12 protein-coding genes and 1 tRNA gene are annotated in these 22,174 nt (G+C 69.8%); 8 read left to right on the top strand and 5 right to left on the bottom strand.

What is annotated here, in order from left to right:
• The first annotated feature begins 17 nt into the window (after positions 1-17).
• The 4 genes from ACGF8A_RS17845 (at position 18) to ACGF8A_RS17830 (ending at position 9,354) form a co-directional block, all read left to right on the top strand.
• A complete protein-coding gene (locus ACGF8A_RS17845) occupies positions 18-2,159 on the top strand; it encodes a UvrD-helicase domain-containing protein (RefSeq protein WP_393109102.1) in 2,142 nt (713 codons plus the stop codon).
• Between the two features lie 252 nt (positions 2,160-2,411).
• A complete protein-coding gene (locus ACGF8A_RS17840) occupies positions 2,412-3,146 on the top strand; it encodes an EcsC family protein (protein WP_393109100.1) in 735 nt (244 codons plus the stop codon).
• 541 nt (positions 3,147-3,687) lie between these two features.
• On the top strand, positions 3,688-7,203 hold the full coding sequence (locus tag ACGF8A_RS17835; RefSeq protein ID WP_393109098.1) for a HelD family protein: 3,516 nt from the start codon (positions 3,688-3,690) through the stop codon (positions 7,201-7,203).
• Between the two features lie 201 nt (positions 7,204-7,404).
• On the top strand, positions 7,405-9,354 hold the full coding sequence (locus ACGF8A_RS17830) for a DUF262 domain-containing protein (protein ID WP_393109096.1): 1,950 nt from the start codon (positions 7,405-7,407) through the stop codon (positions 9,352-9,354).
• Positions 9,355-10,085: 731 nt separating this feature from the next.
• Here the strand turns inward: ACGF8A_RS17830 and ACGF8A_RS17825 are convergent.
• The 4 genes from ACGF8A_RS17825 to sucC all read right to left on the bottom strand — a co-directional run bounded on the left by ACGF8A_RS17825 (position 10,086) and on the right by sucC (position 14,112).
• Positions 10,086-10,170, bottom strand: a tRNA-Leu gene (locus ACGF8A_RS17825).
• A 183-nt stretch (positions 10,171-10,353) separates the two neighbouring features.
• Positions 10,354-11,922: an aldehyde dehydrogenase family protein gene (locus ACGF8A_RS17820; protein WP_393109094.1), complete on the bottom strand. Its 1,569-nt coding sequence runs from the start codon at positions 11,920-11,922 to the stop codon at positions 10,354-10,356.
• Between the two features lie 163 nt (positions 11,923-12,085).
• The gene (sucD, locus tag ACGF8A_RS17815; protein WP_393109092.1) at positions 12,086-12,970 is read right to left on the bottom strand and encodes a succinate--CoA ligase subunit alpha; all 885 of its coding nucleotides are present in this window, start codon (positions 12,968-12,970) and stop codon (positions 12,086-12,088) included.
• A gap of 11 nt (positions 12,971-12,981) precedes the next feature.
• Positions 12,982-14,112 (bottom strand): ADP-forming succinate--CoA ligase subunit beta, encoded by a 1,131-nt coding sequence (gene sucC / locus ACGF8A_RS17810; protein ID WP_393109090.1) that lies wholly within the window; start codon positions 14,110-14,112, stop codon positions 12,982-12,984.
• 176 nt (positions 14,113-14,288) lie between these two features.
• On the opposite strand from sucC, the gene ACGF8A_RS17805 reads away from it, so the two are divergent.
• From ACGF8A_RS17805 to ACGF8A_RS17790, 4 genes are all read left to right on the top strand, one after another.
• Entirely contained in the window at positions 14,289-15,971 is a 1,683-nt protein-coding gene (locus ACGF8A_RS17805) for a thiamine pyrophosphate-binding protein (protein WP_393109088.1), read from the top strand.
• 9 nt (positions 15,972-15,980) lie between these two features.
• Positions 15,981-17,213 (top strand): formyl-CoA transferase, encoded by a 1,233-nt coding sequence (frc, locus tag ACGF8A_RS17800; protein WP_393109086.1) that lies wholly within the window; start codon positions 15,981-15,983, stop codon positions 17,211-17,213.
• A 4-nt stretch (positions 17,214-17,217) separates the two neighbouring features.
• Positions 17,218-19,362, top strand: a complete 2,145-nt coding sequence (locus ACGF8A_RS17795; RefSeq protein ID WP_393109194.1) for an acetate--CoA ligase family protein — start codon at positions 17,218-17,220, stop codon at positions 19,360-19,362.
• Between the two features lie 123 nt (positions 19,363-19,485).
• Entirely contained in the window at positions 19,486-20,871 is a 1,386-nt protein-coding gene (locus tag ACGF8A_RS17790) for an OFA family MFS transporter (RefSeq protein WP_393109084.1), read from the top strand.
• Positions 20,872-20,966: 95 nt separating this feature from the next.
• Here ACGF8A_RS17790 and ACGF8A_RS17785 read toward each other — a convergent pair whose 3' ends face one another.
• Entirely contained in the window at positions 20,967-22,172 is a 1,206-nt protein-coding gene (locus tag ACGF8A_RS17785; protein WP_393109082.1) for a sugar phosphate isomerase/epimerase family protein, read from the bottom strand.
• Positions 22,173-22,174 lie beyond the last annotated feature (2 nt).

Here is a 22,174-nt window from a genome sequence, read left to right as displayed (position 1 = left end):
CGGCCTAAAATCCCGTCATGCTGCACCTCGCCTTCGACATAGCCTTCTGCCAGCAACTGGAGAAGCTCGAGAAGCACGTCCGGACCGGCGTTTTCGACGCCTGGGAGAAGTTCGAGCGGCTCACCCTCGACCAGCTCTTCAAGGACCCCGGCCTGAAGCTGGAATCTCTGAAGGGCGCCAAGGACCGGCAGATCCGGACCATCCGGATCACCCAGGGATACCGCGGCGTGGTCCTCGCGCCCGAGACGGGGGACACCTTCGTACTGCTCCGGGTCGGCCCGCACGACGAGGCCACCGAATGGGCGGTGAAGCAGAAGGCGACCATCAACGCCGTCACCGGCGCCGTAGAGCTCCGCGAGATCGCCACCCTGGAGGAGCTGACCCCCACCTACCAGTGCATCGCGCCCGCCGAGGAGCAGCGGCTCTTCGCGAAGGTCTCCGACCGGGAGATGGCCGCGCTCGGCATCGACGCCACCACCCTCGCGCAGGCACGCGTGCTGACCAGCCTGGAACAGCTCGACGTCTTCGGGCGCTTCTTCCCGCCGGACCAGTACAAGGTGCTGGAACACCTGGCCCTCGGCGCGGGTGTCGAGCAGACCTGGCAGGAGGTCGTCGTGCCGGCGCTGGCCGACGCGGCCTCGCAGGAGCCCGTCGACACCACCGACTACGCGACCGCCATCGCGCACACCCGCACCCGGATCGCCGTCGTCGCGGACGCCGACGAACTGCGCGACATCCTCGACAAGCCGTTCACCGCCTGGCGGATCTTCCTGCACCCCGCCCAGCACAAGGTCGCCTACCGTCCGTCGTACTCCGGCCCCGCACAGGTGACCGGCGGGCCCGGCACCGGGAAGTCCGTCGTCGTCCTCCACCGGGTGCGGCATCTGCTGCGGCACCTGCGCGACGGCGACCGCATCCTGCTCACTACCTTCACCAATGCCCTCGTGGACTCGCTGAACGAAGGACTCTCCCTGCTCGTCGACGATCCGGACCTGCGCGACCGGGTCGACGTCATGACCGTCGACGCCTTCGCCGGACGCGTGGTCAACACCTCGCGCCGGCCCCTCACCGGGTACGAGGAGACCGCCCGTTGGGAGCAGGCCGCGGAAGCCACCGGCTTCACCGGCACCCCGCAGTTCCTCGCCCAGGAGTACAAGCACGTCCTCCTCGCCCAGGACATCCGCAGCCGGGAGGAGTACGAGCGCTGCGAGCGCCGCGGCCGAGGCAGCGCGCTGCCGGTCTCCGCCCGGCCGCTGGTGTGGCGGACCGTGGAGGAGTTCACCCGGCGCCTGGCCGAGGACGGGCTGCGCACCTACCTCGGTACCTGCGTGGAGGCCACCGACCTGCTGACCGAGCAGGGTCCGTGCTACCGGCACGTAGTCATCGACGAGGCCCAGGACCTCCACCCGGCCCAGTGGCGGATGCTCCGCGCCGCCGCCCCGCAGCGCCCCGACGACCTGTTCGTCGCGGGCGACCCGCACCAGCGGATCTACGACAACCGGGTGTCGCTGAAGTCCCTCGGCATCAACGTCGCCGGCCGTTCGACCAAGCTGCGCAAGAACTACCGCTCCACCCAGGAGATCCTCAGCTGGGCGACAGGACTTCTGCTCGGCCGCCCCTTCGCCGAACTGGCCGACAGCGGACGGCACGACACCCTGATCGGGTACAGCTCGGCCCTGCACGGTTCCGGGCCCCTGGTCCACGCGGCGGAGACGGAGGAGGCCGAACTCGACGCCTTGGTGGAGCAGGTCCGTGAGTGGGTGGACGGCGGCGCCGCGTACGGGGAGATCGGGATCTGCGCGCGCTTCAACAAGACCTGTGCGAAGGCCAAGGACCGTCTGATCGCGGCCGGAGTCCCCGCCAGCCGGGTCCGCGCGGGAGTCGCCCGCACCGACGACGCGGTCAACGTGGGCACCATGCACACCTTCAAGGGGCTCGAGTACCGCTACACCGCCGTCGTCGGCGTCAACGACCGCTCTCTGCCGAACCCTTCGGCCATTACCCCGGAGGAGGTCGACCGGCTCCAGCATGAGGCCGACCTCACCGCGGAACGCTGCCTGCTGTTCGTCGCCTGCACCCGGGCAAGGGACGGCCTGTACGTCTCATGGACTGGGCAGCCGAGCCCGTTCCTGGTGGAGGCCGGCTGCGGGGCGGGGTAGCCATCATCGAGCTCCCGCCAGTCTTTCAGAGTAGTTTGACGTCGCTTTCACTTTCATGGGAAAGTGTGACCGCTTCAGCTCGCTGAGGGCGACGCGACGGCGGACGTCGCGGCGCGAGGGGTGGACGGGCGGTAGCGAGGGGGGTGGCTTCGGCCGTCCGCAGCCAGGCCGGAAGGCCTGCACCGGGTTCCTTCTCCTGCCCGCAACGGTGCGGGGTGTCCCTTGGGCGGGACGCTCACGAAAGGGAGCGCAATGGCTGACGAGAAGACTCCTGACGAGGGCGCAGTCGAGAAGACCGGGCAGTGGATCGCCGGCCTCGCCGAGAAGGTCATAGTCAACGGCGTGGGGCCGGTCACCGGATCGGCGAGCTGGGCAGAGGACCGCCTCGCGCGCCGCCAGGGCGCTGACTACAGGGCGCCTGACGACGATGAGCGCCTCTCCCCGCAGGACATGAAGGACGACATCGACGCAGTCGTGGCCCGCCTCATCAAGGAATCCGTCGCCGCGGCCGGCACTCAGGGCTTCATCACCGGGCTTGGGGGGCTGGTCACCGCCGGCGTGACCATCCCGGCGAACGTGGCCACGTCCCTCGCCATCAACCTGCGGATGGCCGGTGCCATCGCACACCTCCGGGGGTGGGACGTCCGCGACCCCTACGTGCGGAGCGTCGTGATGATGCTCGGAATCGGGATGAGCGCACAGAGCGCGGTGGCTGCCCTTGGGGTGAAGGTAGGTCAGAAGATCGGCGAGCAAATGATCAAGAAGCTGCCGATGGCGATCCTCCACAAGATCAACAAGCTGGTCGGCTTCCACCTCGTCGCGAAGTTCGGAACGAAGCGTGCCGCGATCACGCTCGCCAAGGCGATCCCGATCCTGGGAGGCGTAGTCGGAGGAGCGGTGGACGCGGGAGCGACCGCTCTCATCGGACGGGCGGCGGACAGGGCCTTGCGTGACGGCGCTTTGCAGGGAGACGACGAGCCGGAGTAACGAAGAAGTGAACCAGGTGGACGAGCGCTCGCCGCTCGTCGCCGCGCATGGAGGAACAGCGCGCGGACTTCCGGCACTTCCCGTGCTTTTCGCCGCCTGCCTCGTCACGCCACGCCCCGCCGCAATCACACGTGACCGCGCCACGGCCGCGTCCGCCTTCACCGACTGGGTCGTCTTCGTCGCCGCCTCCGGTCTCCCATGGCGGAAGTTGCCCGCGGGCTTCCCGCACTGGGACCGGATCCTCAAGCCCCCGCCCCTGGCGCGGGTCTCAGGTTGCGTCCGTGGCGGATGAGCACGCTCTCGGTGTCGTGCCGGCCGAGTCGGTCGGCCGCTCTGGCCGCGACAGGGATCAGGTGCCGAAGGAGCCGCTAATGTCCCGGCTTCTGTCCTCATACCCGACGTCCCATCCCTGCCGCTTCGCGAGCTGAGGGATGGGACGCGGCTGATGCCTTGTCAGCGAAGCGTTTCTGGTGAATGTTTCCACTGGCTACGGGCGTATCGCCCGTAGCGGTGCCGGGGAGCACCGTGGGGAAGGACGTACATGAGCACCACACGTGAGGAAGTCATCGCCCTCGAGCAGAGGGCCGTGGACCATGCGTACGACTGCTACGAGGCTCGGCTGGCCGAAATGAGCGGGAGTTCCGCCGCCATGGCCTCGGCGAGCGGCAAGGACAGCATCGCCGTCCGCAAGGCGGCGGAGGCGCGGGCCGAGGAGTACGGGGGACTCGGCAACGAGGCGCTGGTCTTCGCGCGTGTCGATGCTCCGGAGGAGCCGGGACAGGAGCCCCGCCCCTGGTACGTCGGCCGCCGCAGTGTGCTGGACTCGGAGCGGGACCCGGTGGTGCTGCTGTGGACCAGCCCGCTGGCGGACAGATGGACCAGGGTGCTGCCCGAGAAGCCGGGGGATGTGGTTCTGCGCCGACGGCTGCAGTGCGCGCGGCGTGTCGTCGAGGGCTACGTCGACGAGATCGCCGTCTTCCGGCCCGCTCTCGACCGCCCCTCCGTCTCCGGAGATCCCGTCCCCGCCCTATCGCGGATCCCGAAGCCGCGGCCGGCGGCCGACGACCGGGGCGAGGTGGACAAGCCGCAGGACTCGAACGTGGCCGATCCGTCGGCACCGGCCCCCGGATCGGTCCCGGAATTGGTCCTGGACGAGGTCGCAGAGCCTGGTGGCTCGCGGCCCGGGCGGCGCCCGCCGGCCCCCACGCCGGGTGACGTGGCGCGTGTCCGGCGGCGCAAGACGCTTCAGCCGGACGAGTTGCTGCTGCGTGAGCTGCAGCGTTCGCGCAGCGGCCGGATGCGGGACATCGTCGAGACGATCCGCCGCGACCAGATGGACCTGGTGACGGGTTCCCCGACCGACATTCTCGTCGTACAGGGCGGCCCGGGGACCGGCAAGTCCGCGGTCGGTCTGCACCGGGTCACCTGGCTGGTCAACAACGAGCACTTCAAGGCTCAGGACATCCTCGTCATCGGCCCTCACCAGCGGTTCCTGGAGTATGTCGGCCAGGTGCTGCCCACGCTCGGCACCAGGGAAGTCAACGCCGTCCAGTTGTCCCGTCTGTGGAATGCCGACACGCCTGGCACCGACACCCCGCAGGCGCGCCGGGTGAAGTCGGACGAGCGGATGGCGGCCGTGCTGCGCAACCGCGTCGAGAGCGAGTCCCGCCCCGAGGCCCTCGACGACCTCACCGCTGCCCCCGCCTTCGAGGGCGACGAGCCCGCCGTCATGGTCACCGCCGCCGGCGCGACCCTGCGCGTCCCGCGCTCCCAGGTCCACGACCTGCTCACCGCCGCCCAGGACGGCGGCGGCCCGTACCGGCAGCGCCGGGACCGCTTCCGCACCCTGCTCGTCGACCTCCTCCTGCGCGAGCTCACGGACATCGCTCCGCGCCGCGGCCAGTCGCCCACCATCCGCAGGGAGTTCGAGCGCAACCGCCGGGTGGAACGGCTCGTCGAAAGGATCTGGCCGTCCCCGAGCGCCAGGGAGGCCCTGCGCAGCCTGTACGACTCTCCCGACCTGCTCCGGTCCTGCGCCGACGGCATCCTCGACGAGAGCGAACAGGCGGTCCTGCACCGGCCCCGCACCGCCACCGCCGATGCCGAGCCCTGGACCCTCGACGACCATGTCTGCCTCGAGGAGCTGGAATTCCTCATCAGCGGGGAAGTCCCGCCGCGCTACGGGCACATCGTGGTCGACGAGGCCCAGGACCTCACTCCCATGCAGGCACGCGCCCTGCGCCGCCGCTGCGCGGCCGGAGGCTCGATGACCGTCCTCGGCGACCTCGCCCAGGCCACCGGCCCGCACACCCACACGAGCTGGGAGCGCCTCGGCACACTCCTGTCCGACCACGGTGACTGGCGCGTCGCCGAGCTCACCACCAGTTACCGCGTACCCGCGGAGATCATGGAGTTCGTCGCCCCGCTCGCCCGCGCGGTCGCCTGCGATCTGCCCTACCCGCGAGCGGTGCGCGAGGTGGGCGAGGACGCGGTACGGGCCGTGGAGACCGAGCCGTGGAAGCTCCTCGAGGACACCGTCACCCACGTGACGCGCCTCGTCGGTTCCAGCGACGACGGGAACAACCTGCGCTCCATCGCCGTCATCGTCCCCGACGACTACATGTGGCTGGACGAGATCACCCGCCTCCTGGACCGGAACGACGACCTCACCGGCCCTCGTCGCGAAGCGGTCTCGGTGCTGGCCGCCGCACAGGCCAAGGGCATGGAGTACGACCACGTCCTGGTCCTGGAGCCCGCCACCATCGCCGCCCGCGGTCCGGCCGGCCTGCGCCAGCTCTACATCGCTCTCACCCGCAGCACGCAGACCCTGACCGTGCTGCACACCGCACCGCTCCCGGAGGCCCTCGCGAACACCGTCCCCTCCCCTGCCCCCGCCGGAATCCCCAGTTCCTCGCCCACCGAGGTCCGGCCGGACGACGAGGCCGCCGTCCCGGAGATCGGCACGGACGTCCGGGTGAAGGTCGTCGGCCCCGGCCCCGGTGGCCGCTACAAGGTCACCGCCCTGGCCCCGGCCTTCGACCGCCCGATGATGCTCACGGTCAGGCACGGCTCCACCCCGCCCCGCCCCGGCCACGAGCTGGACTGCTGGGTGTTCGCCAACGAGACCAATCAGACCGTGCTCACCACCGACCAGCGTGGCCGTATGCCGATCTCGACCACCATGGCGCCCCGCTACATCGCGGCCCTGGGCGTACTCGACGAGCTGGTGTCGGTCACAGGTGGCGAGCCGCAGGACGCCCGCGCCCGCCTGTCCGAGCTGAAGGGCATGGCCAACCGCGTCCTCCGCCGCGACCAGGCGGACTGGGTGGACGTACGACGCGTCCTCGGATCGCCCGACAGGCACCGGTTGGGTCTCCTGCGCGATCTCGCCGCAAGCACCCACCGAGCGCTCAAGGACGGCACTCTGGACATCGCCGCCTTCCGGGACCGGCTCACTGGCTCCGGATGGGCCGACGCCCTCCTCGAGGCTCGCGATACCCTCCGCGCCCGCATGGACGACGCCACACCCACCGCCCCGGAAAAGGCACCCAGCGCCGCTCCCGCTCCCGAGCAGAAGGAAACCGAACCCGTGCCCACCTCCGCAACAGCGGCCGCCGCGCCCGCCACCACCTCCGAGACCGTGGAGCCGTCCGCCCTGCTCCAGGCGCTGGAAACCTGGGCCACAGCCGACCGCACCTGCAAGAAGCACGAGGCGGTCCGCCACGCCCTGAAGGCGGCCCTGTTGTGGGCGGACCTCGAGCCGGTGGACTCCCCGGTCGTCGACGTCAGTTGCGACACCGACCAGGGCCTGCACCTGTACGAGGTCCTCGGCGTCGGCCGTTCCACCTACCAGGACCTCCGTGTGGGGGCGACGCGCCTCCTTGAGATCAAGCACACCCTGCACGCCGAGGCCACCGGCCTCTACCTTGTCCTGTGCGAACCCCCGGCAGAGGACTGGGCCGCCGAAGCCGTCCGCGACATCTTTACCGTGCACGTCCTGTGGCGCACCCCGGACGGCTGGGGCGGCGAGGTCGTCGGCACGGCGCTCGGAGGGTGATCCGATCCGTCCCCTTTCGACGGCGCCGACATGCCGGCGAGCAATCGGCGCATAAAGGGGCGCGGGTGAGTTAGGCCGTGGCGTAAGAACACCCGTCACCCGTCACCGTCAGCGGCACCAACCTTCCGGCGCTTCGCCTCCGTTACTCAGGAAAGACAACCCCGTACGGAGTCACCGGCGGGCCGACCGAAGAGGCACGGCATGCAGATTTCGCAGATCCTGCACAAGATCGAGTCCGGGGACATCGCCCTTCCGGAGTTCCAGCGCGGCTACGTCTGGACCCGTGACCAGGTTCGCGCGTTCTTCCAGTCGCTGTACCGCGGCTATCCGATCGGGGGGTTCCTCACCTGGAGCACCAAGGCCGACAGCGCGAGCACCCGCGGGGGCGGCCCGGAGAAGGACGGCACCGTACAACTGCTGCTCGACGGTCAGCAGCGGGTGACCACCCTCTACGGCGTCACCCAGGGACGCTCACCTCGCTTCTTCGAGGGCAACCAGGTGGCACTGACCGGGCTGCACTTCCATCTGGCGACCGAGACCTTCGAGTTCTACGCACCGGCCAAGATGAAGGACAACCCACTCTGGGTCGACGTCACCGCCCTTTTCCAGGGCGGCCTTGGCCCACTGCTGCCCTCCATCACCGCGCTGGCCGGAAGTGATGGGTCCCTGGTGGCGGCCTACATCGAGCGCCTGAACCGGATCACCCAGATCAAGGACCGCAACATCCACATCGAGGAGGTCACGGGTAACGACATGACCATCGACGTCGTCGTGGAGATCTTCAACCGCGTCAACTCCGGTGGTACCAAGCTGTCCAAGGGCGACCTCGCGCTGGCAGCGATCTGCGCGTCCTGGCCCGACGCCCGCCCGACCATGAACACCGCTCTGAAGAACTGGTCGGACGCCGGTTGCACCTTCAAGCTGGACTGGCTGCTCCGCAACGTCAACGCCGTCCTGACCGGTGAGGCCCAGTTCTCCAAGCTGGGCGACGTCGAGATGCCGGAGTTCCGGACCGGCCTGGAACAGACCATCGAGTCCACCAGCTATCTGCTCAACGCCCTCGGCGGCCGCCTGGGCCTCGACCACGGGCGGGTACTGAACGGCCGGGCCGCCTTTCCCGTCATGAGCCGTCTGCTGCACCACCACTCCGGCAAGTTCCCCGACGCCATGACACGCGACCGGCTCTTCTACTGGTTCATCCACAGCTTCCTCTGGGGCCGGCACACCGGCGCCACGGAGACCGCCCTCAACCAGGACCTCGAGGCGGTCGACGCCGGCGGGGTCGACCGGCTGATCGAGACTCTGCGGCAGGCCCGCGGCGGCCGACTGGAGGTCCGGCCCGACAATTTCCAGGGTTCCAGCATGGGATCCCGTTTCTACCCGCTGCTCTACATGCTGTCCCGGGTCCACGGGGCGCAGGACCTGGGCAGCGGGGTCCCGCTGAAGGACGGCATGCTCGGAAAGCTGAGCTCCCTCCAGGTGCACCACATCTTCCCCAAGACCCTGCTCTACAAGCACGGCTACGACAGGGGCGAAGTCAACGCGGTCGCCAACTTCTGTTTCCTCACCCAGGACACGAACCTGCAGATCAGTGCCAAACGGCCGGAGGACTACCTGCTGGAGATCGCCCAGAAGGTTCCGGGTGCCCTTGAATCGCAGTGGATCCCGACCGACCCGGAGCTGTGGCGCATCGATGCCTACCGCTCATTCCTCGCCGCCCGACGCGAACTCCTCGCCGAGGCTTCGAACAGTTTTCTCACCAAACTGCTCGAAGGACCGTCTCCGGTCGGCTTGGCCGCACCGGCCCACGCCACGGTCCTCAGGTCGGCCGCCGCTCCGGTGCCCGCCGCTGACACGGAGGAGGACATGCCCGGCCTGGCCCAGCTGCTGGAGGACCTGCGGCGGCAGGGCTTCGCCGAGCCCGAGCTGGACAGCGAGGTGACCAATCTGGTCCCCGGCAGCCCCGTCCTCGTGGCCACCGCGTTCTGGCCCCATGGCCTGCAGGAGGAGGTGGGCGGCCCCGTGGTCCTCGTCCCGGAAACCACCCCGGACGAGCAGGCCGCCCTGGAGGCGAGTGACTACCGCGTCTTCCATAGCCTGGACGCCTTGCGGCGCTACGTCGGCAACCTTCACGAGGACCAGGCGGCGTGACAACAGCGGGGCTCACGGCCATAGATCGTTGGTTCAGGGCGTGGCTACATGATCCGGGCAGGCCGCCGCACACCGGCCAACCGAACGCCTTGTCACACTTGAACCGCCGACCTCTACAGGGGTCTCACTCAACACAGGCGTGTCCGGGTCATCTGGTTCTGGAAGTCGGCGTGTCGACCGTGGCCGCCCTGTCGTCCGACCGCAAGGAGCACAGCCCCGTGCTATTGCTGGTGTCGATCCCCGCAAGTCCACCCACTACGCCACGGCGGTCGAGCCGGAATCGAATCAGCAGGTCGGCACGATGCGGATCGAGGCGGAGTACCGTCGGCTGCCGGCCTGGGCAAGCGGCGGCTGCAGCTCAGGTGGGCTGTGGAGAACGCCAACGGACTGGGCCGTCATCTCGCCCAGTGGCTCATCGCACGCGGCGAGAGCGTCGTCGCGTGGTCTGCCGCGTCCGGGACCGCTAAATTCACCCGGTTCTTCGCCCCCGACCGGCTCACCGCCACCATCGAAACCGTCACCCACGCCGACGTCACAGCAATCACAGCAGCGACCCTCCCACCCGCGCAGGCCAAGCTCGCAAGACGGTCGAGGAGAGCGAGCGGCGCCTCGCCCGCTACCAGGCTCACTCTACGAAGCGCTCGGGATTACGGTCAGCTACAAATACGCAAATAGGGCCGCGACCGAAAGGTCGCGGCCCTGTTTCCGTGGGATACGGCGAGTGAAGTGAGTGTCCGAGGGGGGACTTGAACCCCCACGCCCGATAAAGGGCACTAGCACCTCAAGCTAGCGCGTCTGCCATTCCGCCACCCGGACCAGGTGTCTGTCGCCTTGCAGGAGGTGTTCCGCGCGGCGACAGGGACAACAATACCAAGGTTTCGGAGTGCCCTTCACCTGCGTTTCCACCCCCGGGTCAGCCAAGGGACGGTGACCGAGGGTGCCCGGGATGTCACTCCTGGGCACCCCCGGCCGGGAGACGGAGCCGCCAGACGGACGCGCCTACGGCATCAGGTGGTACTCCGGGAAGTTCCCCGGCAGCCGCTCCCCCGCCGGCCCCTGTGTCACCGCCCGCACCAGCAGTTCGCCGCCGACGAACGCGCCGCGCCAGGACGCGCCGAAGCCGCCGAACAACTCGTCGCGGTCGCCCCGGGAGCGGGGCTTGCCGTGGCCGGTCTTGAAGGCGCGGATCTGCGGGGCCAGTCGTTCGTAGGTCGCCCGGTCGTCCGTGGACAGCGTGGCGACCAGCGCGCCGTTCGACGCGTTCATGGCGGCCAGCAGCTCGGCCTCGGTGTCGACGAGGACGATGGTGTCGACCGGGCCGAAGGGTTCCGCGTGGTGCAGCGGGGAGGAGGGCGGCGGGTTGAGGAGCGTGACCGGCTGAACGTATGCGGAGGTGTCCTGGCCGGGCAGGAACCGGGCGTCGCACAGCTTGCCGCGGTGCAGCGGGACGGCGCCGCGGTCGACGGCCTCGGCCACCTGGTCGTTCAGGTCCTTGGCCTTGGCGGCGTTGATCAACGGCCCGAAGTCCAGCGCCGGGTAGGGGTCGTCGGGCTTCTCGACGGCGAGCGGGTGCCCGGCCTTCAGGGTACGGACCGCGGGGAGGTACGCCGCCAGGAACTCGTCGAACAGCGCGCGCTGGACGACGAAGCGCGGGTAGGCCGTGCAGCGCTGTTTGCCGTAGTCGAAGAGCTTGGGCACGACCGCGGTGAGCGCGTCCCAGTCCGAGTAGTTCCAGATGCCCCAGGTGTTGAGTCCTTCCTGTTCGAGGATGTGCCGCTTGCCCAGGTCGGCGACGGCCGTGGCCACCGCGGCGCCGGTGTCGCGGCCGCCGACGAAGGAGACGCAGCCGATCTCGGGCGCCCGCACCAGCGCCTGCGACAACTCGCCCCCGCTGCCGCTGACGAGGGTGACGGGCACCCCTTCGCGGGCGGCGAGCGCGCAGGCCAGGGTCAGACAGGCGACACCGCCGTCGGTCGGGGTCTTGGCGATGACCGCGTTGCCCGCCAGGGCCTGTACGAGCATGGCGTGCACGAGCACGCTCATCGGGTAGTTCCAGCTCGCGATGTTGGAGACGGGACCGTCCAGCGGGGCACGTCCGGCGACCATCGGTTCGATGCCGTCGACGTACCAGCGCACGCCGTCGACGGCCCGGTCCACGTCCGCCTGAGCGAGCCGCCACGGCTTGCCGATCTCCCAGACGAGCAGCAGCGCCAGCAGTTCGCGGTGCTCGGTGAGCGCGTCGAGGGTGGCGGCGACGCGGGCGCGGCGCTCGTCGAGCGGGACGTGCCGCCAGGCGCGGTGCTGGTCGAGCGAGGCGCGGACGGCCTGGTGGGCGCTGGTCCGGTCCAGTCGGGGCGGGGCCGCGACGGGGGTGCCGTCGACGGGGGTGACGGCGGGCAGGACGTGGCCGTCCGCCTGCCAGGTGGCGTTCCACAGGTTCAGGACGCGGTCGTCCTGGAAGGCCTCGGGGGCGATGGACAGACAGCGCTGCCAGGCGTCGGCCCAGGAGGTACCGGCTTTCAGGGTGAGTGCCTGGGAGTCGGTGGTCGGGGGGAGGGTGGGTGCCATCGTTTTCTCCGCTCTCGGTGCACAGTCGGGGCGGGAGGTGCATGGCTGCGCCGCGCACGGCTCGCACTGCCGTGCGCGGCGCCGTACTTCGAGGGTGTCGCACAGGGAAGCTACTGACGAGTCAAGAAGCGTGACAGTCACCGTGCGGCGACAGTGAGTGACGTCACGTGGTGGCTCCCAGGGCGGACAGGACCAGGCGGGCCGTCTCGGTCGGTGTGCTCCCCACCCGCACTCCGACCGCCTCCAGCGCCTCCTTCTTCGCCTGCGCCGTACCGGAGGAGCCGGAGACGATGGCGCCGGCGTGCCCCATGGTCCTGCCCTCGGGCGCCGTGAAACCCGCGATGTAGCCGACGACCGGCTTGGTGACGTGCGCGCGGATGTACGCCGCGGCCCGTTCCTCCGCGTCGCCGCCGATCTCCCCGATCAGCACGATCAGTTCGGTGTCGGGGTCGTCCTGGAAGGCGGCCAGGCAGTCGATGTGCGTGGTGCCGACGACGGGGTCACCGCCGATGCCGACGCAGGTGGAGAAGCCGATGTCGCGCAGTTCGTACATCAGCTGGTAGGTCAGCGTGCCGGACTTCGACACCAGGCCGATTCTGCCGGGTTTGGCGATGTCGGCCGGGATGATGCCCGCGTTGGACTGGCCGGGGGTGATCAGGCCGGGGCAGTTGGGGCCGATGATCCGGGTGCCCTTCGCTCGCGCGTACGCCGTGAAGGCGACCGAGTCGTGGACCGGGATGCCCTCGGTGATGACGACCGCGAGGGCGATGCCGGCGTCGGCGGCCTCGACGACCGCGGCCTTGGCGAAGGCGGGCGGCACGAAGACGACCGTGACGTCCGCCCCGGTGGCCGCCATGCCCTCGCCGACCGAGCCGAAGACGGGCACCGCACGGTCGTCGAAGTCGACGGTGCGGCCCGCCTTGCGCGGGTTGACGCCGCCGACGACATCGGTGCCGGCGGCGAGCATGCGCCGGGTGTGCTTCATGCCCTCGCCGCCGGTCATCCCCTGGACGAGGACCTTGCTCTCCTTGGTGAGGTAAATGGCCATGTCCCGTCTCCTCAGGTTGCGTTGGCGAGCTGGGCCGCCGCGCGGGCGGCGCCGTCCATGGTGGTGGCCTGCTGGAGGAGCGGGTGCGCGCGTTCGTCGAGGATCGCCCGGCCGCGTGCGGCGTTGTTGCCGTCGAGCCGGACGACCAGCGGTTTGGTCAGCCGGACGGTTTCCAGCGCCTGCACGATGCCGTCGGCGACCGCGTCGCAGGCCGTGATGCCGCCGAAGACGTTGACGAAGACCGACTTCACGGCCGGGTCGGAGAGGATGACGGACAGGCCGTCGGCCATGATCTGGGCGGAGGCCCCGCCGCCGATGTCGAGGAAGTTGGCGGGTCGGGCGCCGCAGCCCGCGACGACGTCGAGCGTCGACATGACGAGTCCGGCGCCGTTGCCGATGATGCCGACCTCGCCGTCGAGCTTGACGTAGTTGAGGCCCCGCTCGGCGGCAAGCGCCTCCAGCGGGTCGTCGTGCTCCGCGCTCTCGGTGCCCCAACGCGTCTGCCGGAAGCGGGCGTTGTCGTCCAGGGTGACCTTGCCGTCGAGGGCGAGGATCTGCCCCTGTGCGGTGCGGACCAGCGGGTTGACCTCGACGAGCAGGGCGTCCTCGCGGACCAGCACCTCCCACAGCCGTACCAGCACGTCGACGGTCTGCGGCGGAAGTCCGGCCGCCTCGGCGATCCGGCCCGCCCTGGCGGAGGTGACGCCCTCGGCCGGATCGACGGGGATGCGTGCCACGGCCTCGGGCCGGCTCGCGGCGACCTCCTCGATGTCCATGCCGCCCTCGGCGGACGCGATGGCGAGGAAGCGGCCCGCGGCGCGGTCGAGGACGTAGGAGACGTAGAACTCGCTGTCGATGTCGACCGGCTGGGCCAGCATGACTGTGCCGACCGTGTGGCCCTTGATGTCCATGCCGAGGATCTGGCGCGCCGTCAGCTCGGCGGCGGCCGGGTCGGCGGCGAGCTTCACGCCGCCCGCCTTGCCGCGTCCGCCGGTCTTGACCTGCGCCTTGACGACGACACGGCCGCCCAGCCGGCGGGCTGCCTCGCGTGCCTCCTTGGGCGAGTCGGTGACTTCGGCCCTCGGCACCAAGATGCCGTGTTCCTCGAAGAGTTCCCTTGCCTGGTGTTCGTACAGGTCCATCTCGGCTCCTGACTACTGAGTCTTCCGGGGCGCCCCCGAGACTCCCGAAAACTGCCGCACGCCCCCTGGACACCACCCACAGGATGCGGGATAACAAGCTTCATACAGTATTCGTCGACTGTATGCAATGTACCGCGAGAGCGTTCCAACCCCCTACGAAGGGACAGGACTTCGCCATGCCCGACGACACCCAGGACGTCATCTCCGGCGGTCATCTCGTCGCCAAGGCCTTGAAGGCCGAGGGGGTAGACCGCATCTACACCCTGTGCGGCGGCCACATCATCGACATCTACGACGGCTGCGTCGACGAGGGCATCGAAGTCGTCGACGTCCGTCACGAGCAGGTCGCCGCACACGCCGCCGACGGCTACGCACGGATCACCGGCAAGCCCGGCTGCGCGGTCGTCACCGCCGGCCCGGGGACGACCGACGCCGTCACCGGCGTCGCCAACGCGTTCCGCGCCGAGTCGCCGATGCTGCTCATCGGCGGTCAAGGTGCCCTCACCCAGCACAAGATGGGGTCGCTGCAGGACCTGCCGCACGTCGACATGATGACGCCGATCACCAAGTTCGCGGCCGCCGTGCCCGACACGGCACGCGCGGCGGACATGGTGTCCATGGCGTTCCGCGAGTGCTACCACGGCGCGCCCGGCCCCTCCTTCCTGGAGATCCCGCGCGACGTCCTCGACGCCAGGGTGCCGGCGGACAAGGCGCGCGTGCCGAAGGCCGGCGCCTACCGCGCCTCGACCCGCTCGGCCGGCGACCCCGAGGCCGTCGAGAAGCTCGCCGACCTGCTGGTGCACGCCGAGAAGCCCGCGATCCTGCTGGGCAGCCAGGTGTGGACGACCCGCGGCACCGAGGCGGCCATCGAGCTGGTGCGCACGCTGAACGTCCCGGCGTACATGAACGGCGCCGGCCGCGGCACCCTCCCGCCGGGCGACCCGCACCACTTCCAGCTGTCGCGCCGCTACGCCTTCTCCCACGCCGACGTCATCGTCATCGTCGGCACGCCCTTCGACTTCCGCATGGGCTACGGCAAGCGGCTGTCGGCGAACGCGACCGTCGTGCAGATCGACCTCGACTACCGGACCGTCGGCAAGAACCGCGACATCGACCTCGGCATCGTCGGCGACGCCGGACTGGTGCTGAAGTCGGTGACGGAGGCGGCCTCCGGGCGTGTCAACGGGGGCGCGTCCAAGCGCAAGGAGTGGCTCGACGAGCTGCGCGCGGCCGAGCAGACCGCGCTGGAGAAGCGGCTGCCGCAGCTGCGCTCGGACGCCTCGCCGATCCACCCGTACCGGCTCGTCAGCGAGATCAACGACTTCCTCACCGAGGACTCGGTCTACATCGGCGACGGCGGCGACATCGTCACCTTCTCCGGCCAGGTCGTGCAGCCCAAGTCACCGGGCCACTGGATGGACCCGGGCCCGCTGGGCACGCTCGGCGTCGGGGTGCCGTTCGTGCTGGCGGCCAAGCAGGCGCGGCCCGACAAGGAGGTCGTCGCCCTCTTCGGCGACGGAGCGTTCTCCCTGACCGGCTGGGACTTCGAGACGCTGGTCCGCTACGACCTGCCCTTCGTCGGCATCGTCGGCAACAACTCCTCCATGAACCAGATCCGCTACGGCCAGGCCGCCAAGTACGGCAAGGAGCGCGAGCGGGTCGGCAACACCCTCGGCGACGTCCACTACGACAAGTTCGCGCAGATGCTGGGTGGTTACGGCGAGGAGGTCCGTGACCCCGCCGACATCGGCCCGGCGCTGCGGCGCGCTCGCGAGTCGGGCAAGCCGTCGCTGATCAACGTCTGGGTCGACCCGGACGCGTACGCCCCCGGAACCATGAACCAGACCATGTACAAGTGAGGTGATCCGGTGACCGCACAGGCTCTCCAGGGCATCCGCGTCCTGGACATGACCCACGTCCAGTCCGGGCCCTCCGCGACCCAGCTGCTCGCCTGGCTCGGCGCGGACGTCGTCAAGCTGGAGGCGCCGGCCGGTGACATCACGCGCAAGCAGCTGCGTGATCTCCCGGACGTCGACTCCCTCTACTTCACGATGCTCAACTGCAACAAGCGGAGCATCACCCTCAACACCAAGACAGAACGCGGCAAGGAGCTCCTCACCGAACTGATCCGGCGCTCCGACGTCATGGTCGAGAACTTCGGACCGGGCGCGATCGACCGCATGGGCTTCACCTGGGACCGCATCCAGGAGATCAATCCGCGGATCGTCTATGCCTCCATCAAGGGGTTCGGCGAAGGCCCGTACACCGACTTCAAGGCGTACGAGGTCGTCGCCCAGGCCATGGGCGGGTCGATGTCGACCACCGGGTTCGAGGACGGACCGCCGCTGGCGACGGGGGCCCAGATCGGGGACTCGGGGACGGGTGTGCACGCCGTGGCGGGCATCCTGGCGGCGCTGTACCAGCGGGAGCACACCGGGCGCGGGCAGCGGGTCAACGTGGCCATGCAGCACGCCGTGCTCAACCTCTGCCGGGTGAAGCTGCGCGACCAGCAGCGCCTGGCACACGGCCCGCTCGCCGAATATCCCAACGAGGACTTCGGCACCGAGGTTCCCCGCTCGGGAAACGCGTCCGGCGGAGGCCAGCCCGGCTGGGCGGTCAAGTGCGCGCCGGGCGGCCCGAACGACTACGTGTACGTCATCGTGCAGCCCGTCGGCTGGCAGCCGATCAGCGAGCTCATCGGCCGGCCCGAACTGGCGGACGACCCGGAGTGGTCGACGCCGGAGGCCCGGCTGCCCAAGCTCAGCAAGATGTTCCAGCTCATCGAGGAGTGGTCCTCGACCCTGCCCAAGTGGGAGGTGCTGGAGCGGCTCAACGCCCACAACATCCCGTGCGGGCCGATCCTGTCCACCAAGGAGATCATCGAGGACGCCTCGCTGGCCGCGAACGAGATGGTCGTCCGGGTGCCGCACCCCGAGCGCGGCGAGTTCATGACCGTGGGCAGCCCGCTGAAGCTGTCCGACTCCCCCGTGGAGGTGACCAGTTCGCCGCTGCTGGGCGAGCACAACGCAGAGGTCTACGTCGGCGAGCTCGGCCTCGGTGACGAGGAGCTGCGCATGCTCAAGTCGAACGGAGTGATCTGACGTGATGGCCGAAGACCGGGTGCCGAGGGTGCGCACGCTCCTCGACACCGTCCGGGCCGAGGGGCGCACGGCGCTGACCGCTCCCGAGGGCAAGGTGCTGGCGGACGCGTACGGGATCGCCGTACCCGGTGAGGAGCTGGCGACCGACGTCGACGAGGCCGTGGCCTACGCGGCACGGTTCGCCGGACCCGTCGTGATGAAGATCGTCTCGCCGGACATCCTGCACAAGACCGACGCCGGCGGCGTGATCGTCGGCGTCGAGGGCGCCGCCGACGTGCGGGCCGCGTTCCACACCATCGTCGACAACGCCCGTGCCTACGACGCGAACGCCCGGATCGAGGGTGTGCAGGTGCAGGAGCTGCTCCCCAAGGGGCAGGAGGTCATCGTCGGCGCGGTGACCGATCCGACGTTCGGGAAGGTGGTCGCCTTCGGGCTCGGCGGGGTCCTCGTCGAGGTGCTGAAGGACGTCACCTTCCGGCTCGCGCCCGTGGACGCCGACGAGGCGCTGTCCATGCTGGACTCGATCCGCTCGGCGGAGATCCTGCGCGGGGTGCGCGGCGCGGCCGGTGCGGACCGGTGGGCGGTCGCCGAGCAGATCCGCCGGGTCTCCCAGCTCGTCACGGACTTCCCGGAGATCGCCGAGGTCGACCTCAACCCGGTGATCGCCACTCCGGAGGGCGCCGTCGCGGCCGACATCCGGGTGATCCTCTCCGGGGCCGCGGTGAAGCAGCGCCGCCGCTACTCGCGCGAGGAGATCCTCACCTCGATGCGCCGGCTGATGCAGCCGCGTGCGGTCGCCGTGATCGGGGCCTCCAACGAGCAGGGCAAGATCGGCAATTCGGTGATGCGCAACCTCGTCGACGGCGGCTTCTCCGGGGAGATCCACCCGGTGAACCCCAAGGCCGATGACATTCTGGGCCGCAAGGCGTACAAGAGTGTCACGGACGTTCCCGGTGAGGTGGATGTGGCCGTGTTCGCCATCCCCGCCAAGTTCGTCGCGGCGGCGCTGGAGGAGGTGGGGCGCAAGGGGATTCCCAACGCCGTCCTCATTCCTTCCGGCTTCGCGGAGACCGGCGAGCACGAACTCCAGGCCGAGATCGTGGCGATCGCCGAGCGGCACGGCACCCGGCTGCTCGGCCCGAACATCTACGGCTACTACTCCACCTGGCAGGACCTGTGCGCCACGTTCTGCACGCCGTACGACGTCAAGGGCGGCGTCGCGCTGACCTCGCAGTCCGGCGGAATCGGCATGGCCATCCTGGGCTTCGCCCGCACCACGAAGACGGGCGTGTCGGCGATCGTGGGCCTCGGCAACAAGTCCGACCTGGACGAGGACGACCTGCTGACCTGGTTCGGTGAGGACCCGCACACCGAGTGCATCGCCATGCACCTGGAGGACCTCAAGGACGGCCGCGCCTTCGTGGAGGCGGCGCGCCGGACCGTGCCGAAGAAGCCGGTCGTGGTCCTCAAGGCAGGCCGTACGGCCGCCGGCGCGAAGGCCGCGGGCTCGCACACCGGCGCCCTCGCCGGGGACGACGCGGTGTACGACGACATCCTGCGGCAGGCGGGCGTCATCCGGGCGCCCGGGCTGAACGACATGCTGGAGTACGCGCGCGCGTTGCCGGTGCTTCCGACCCCCAGGGGCGGCAACGTCGTGATCATCACCGGGGCCGGCGGCAGCGGCGTGCTGCTGTCCGACGCGGTGACGGACAACGGGCTCTCCCTGATGGAGATCCCGCCGGACCTGGACGAGGCGTTCCGCAGGTTCATCCCGCCCTTCGGGGCCGCGGGCAACCCGGTGGACATCACCGGCGGCGAGCCGCCGTCGACGTACGAGGCGACCATCCGGCTCGGCCTGGAGGACCCGCGCATCCATGCGCTCGTCCTCGGCTACTGGCACACCATCGTCACCCCTCCGATGGTCTTCGCCGAGCTCACCGCCCGCGTGGTGGCCGAGTTCCGGGAGCGCGGGATCGAGAAGCCGGTGGTGGCGTCGCTCGCGGGCGACGTCGAGGTCGAGGAGGCCTGCCAGTACCTCTACGAGCGGGGGGTCGTGGCGTACCCCTACACCACGGAGCGGCCGGTGGCCGTGCTCGGCGCCAAGTACCGGTGGGCGCGGGCGGCGGGGCTGTTGGGGGGCGGCTCATGACCTGAGGTGAGAGGGGAGCCGGCCGACGGTGCGCGTCGGCCGGCCCCGGGACCCGCGCGCGCACGAAAGGCATGGGACAGGGGGCGCTGGCCAGATCTTTCGACGCAAGGGGTGCAACACGACATGACAACGACCGATCTGCCGACATCGGTTGCCTACCGCGAGGTGACCGACAGGAACGGACGCGTCTACCGGGTCGGCGAGTCCGACATCGACATCATGGGGCGCAAGCGCAAGTGGATGGTGATCCTGCCCTGGGTGGGCATGATGGGCATCTCCTCCGCGGAGTACGCGTTCGCGTCCGCCGAGGAGACGATCCACCAGGCCCACCACTGGTCCGAGAACAGCATCTTCTGGATGCTGACCGTCTGGGTGTTCTTCCAGGCCGCGGTGGCCTTCCCGGCGGGACGGCTGCGTGAGACCGGCAAGCTGCCCGCGCGCTGGGCGATGATGCTGGGCGCGGTCGGCACGCTGCTGGGCTACCTGTCACTGGCCTTCGCCCCGCACGTCATACTGGCCTTCGTCGGCTTCGGCATGTTCAGCGGTATGGGCGCGGGCATGGTGTACGCCACCTGCGTCAACATGGTCGGCAAGTGGTATCCGGAGCGCAAGGGCGGCAAGACCGGCTTCGTCAACGGCGGCTTCGCCTACGGTTCGGTCCCCTTCGTCTTCCTCTTCTCGACCGTCATGGACCTCTCCAACTTCAAGGTCGTCCTGGTCTCGGTCGGCTGCTTCCTCGCGCTGACGGTCGCCGTCGCCGGCTTCTTCTTCCAGGACCCGCCGAAGAACTGGTGGCCTGCGCACATCGACCCGCTCAACCCGCCGGACGATCCTCGCGCTCGCCGTTCCCTGGAGAAGAACCCGCCGGCCGTCCACCAGTACAGCCCCTCGGAGGCCTGGAAGACCGGCCGTGTGGCGCTCATGTGGTTCTGTCTCGCCTGCACCTCGGGCGTGAACATCTTCGGTATCGCCTTCCAGGTCGAGATCGGCGAGCACGCGGGGTTCGCCGCCGGCATCGTGGCCACCGCCATGTCGCTCAAGGCGATCGTCAACGGCACCGGACGCGGCGTCATCGGCTGGCTCTCCGACCTGTACGGCCGCAAGCAGTGCCTGCTGTACGTCTGTGTCATCCTGGGCCTCGCCCAGTTCGGCATCATCTGGTCGGCCGAGCTCAGGAACCTGCCGCTGTTCCTGTTCTTCTCCGCGGTCTCCGGCTTCGGTGGCGGCGCCATCTTCCCGATGTTCGCGGCGATGACCGCGGACTACTTCGGGGAGAACAACAACGCGACCAACTACGGCATGGTGTACAGCTCCAAGCTGGTCTCCGGCCTCGGCTCCGGCATGGGAGCCGTCGTCGTGACGGCCTGGGGCCTCAACGGCGCCTTCATCCTGGCCGGCTCCATCTCGTTCTTCGCCGGCTTCGTGGCGCTGTTCCTCAGCCCGCCGGGACGGCCCAAGAGCAAGCGCATCACCCCCAACCCGCAACCCCTGGGCGAGGAGACGGCCTGACGTGACACGTGGCCCGCGGGGCCGCACGAGCCACCGCGAACGGACCGGGCGGCCCTTCCCCACCCTGGGAAAGGGCCGCCGGTTCGCGTGGTGGATCAGCGGCGCCGCTTGCGCAGCGCCGCCATGTTGTCGTAGCTGATCTTGGCCTCGCGCAGCGACTGCGCGGGGTCGGTGGCGCTCGGGGAGTTGTCGTCCTCGACCATCGGGTTGTGGTAGTTGCGGTCCCCGACCCGCGAGAAGAACGTCGTGTAGTCGATGACCCCGGTTCCGAACGGCACCATCTCGTACCCCATGCCGTTGGTCGTGCTGACGACGCCGTCCTTCGCGTGGAACAGCGGGTAGCGCCTGTTGTGGCAGGCGACGAGGCCCGCCGGGTCGAAGACGCTCCTGCGGGTGGAGCCGTCGGCGGCGGTGTACGTGTGGAACTTGTACTGGGCGACGTGCGCCCAGAAGATGTCCATCTCCAGCCAGACCACCCTCGGGTCGGTGACCTTGAGGAAGTACTCCAGCTTCCGGATGCCCGAGCTGCGGGTCGGCCTGCCCTGGTCGTCCAGCGGACCCCGGTCGAGCAGGAAGCCGTACGCGCTGTCGTGGTTGTGGGTGTAGAGCTTGATGCCCTCGCGGCGGGCGATCTCGCCGAGGGCGTTCCACTTGTCGGCGGCCACGTCCCAGTCGGCACGGTAGGAACTGCCCGTGGGGTCGCCGCCGGTGCCCATGTGGCCCATGCCGATGATGTTGGCGATCTCCAGGTGCTTCTTGAAGGTGTCCAGGTCCGCGGTGGTCAGCGGCCAGGACGACGGTATGAACCCGTGGTTGCCCTGGGCGCGCAGACCGTAGTCGTCGAGCCAGGAGCGCAGCAGCCTGGCACCCTGGACGGTCTCCAGGTCGGCACCGCCGGGGGCGTTGGCGTGCTGGCGGTAACCGGCGAACTCCACCTGCCGGTAGCCGTGCCGCGCCAGCTGCTTGAACACCTCGCGGAAGCCGGAGGGCAGGTCGGAGGCGAGGGGGTCGCGGGCGGTGGCGTCACGGACGGTGTAGAGGATGATGCCGCGCTTGTGCGGCGGGACGAGAACGTCCCTGCCGTGTCCGTGGCCGTGCCCGTGGCCGTGGTCTCTGCCGCGGTCCTGGGCCAGGGCCGGGGCGGCGCCGAAGACCGGGGCGGCGACGGCTCCGGCGGCCACGGCGGTGCAGGTGCTGAGGAATCGGCGCCGGTCCACGCCGAGGGCGCGGCGCAGTCCTTCGCCGGGGGCATCGGTGGCGGAGGCTCCGTCGGCGCGGGAAGGGTCGGAGTACAGGGTCACGA

This window comes from Streptomyces sp. NPDC047706 (genome assembly GCF_043204795.1).
In the GTDB taxonomy this organism is placed as follows: Bacteria; Actinomycetota; Actinomycetes; order Streptomycetales; family Streptomycetaceae; genus Streptomyces.
The sequence above is the reverse complement of the archived record's forward strand: the minus strand, read 5'-3'. Positions and strand labels throughout refer to the sequence as shown.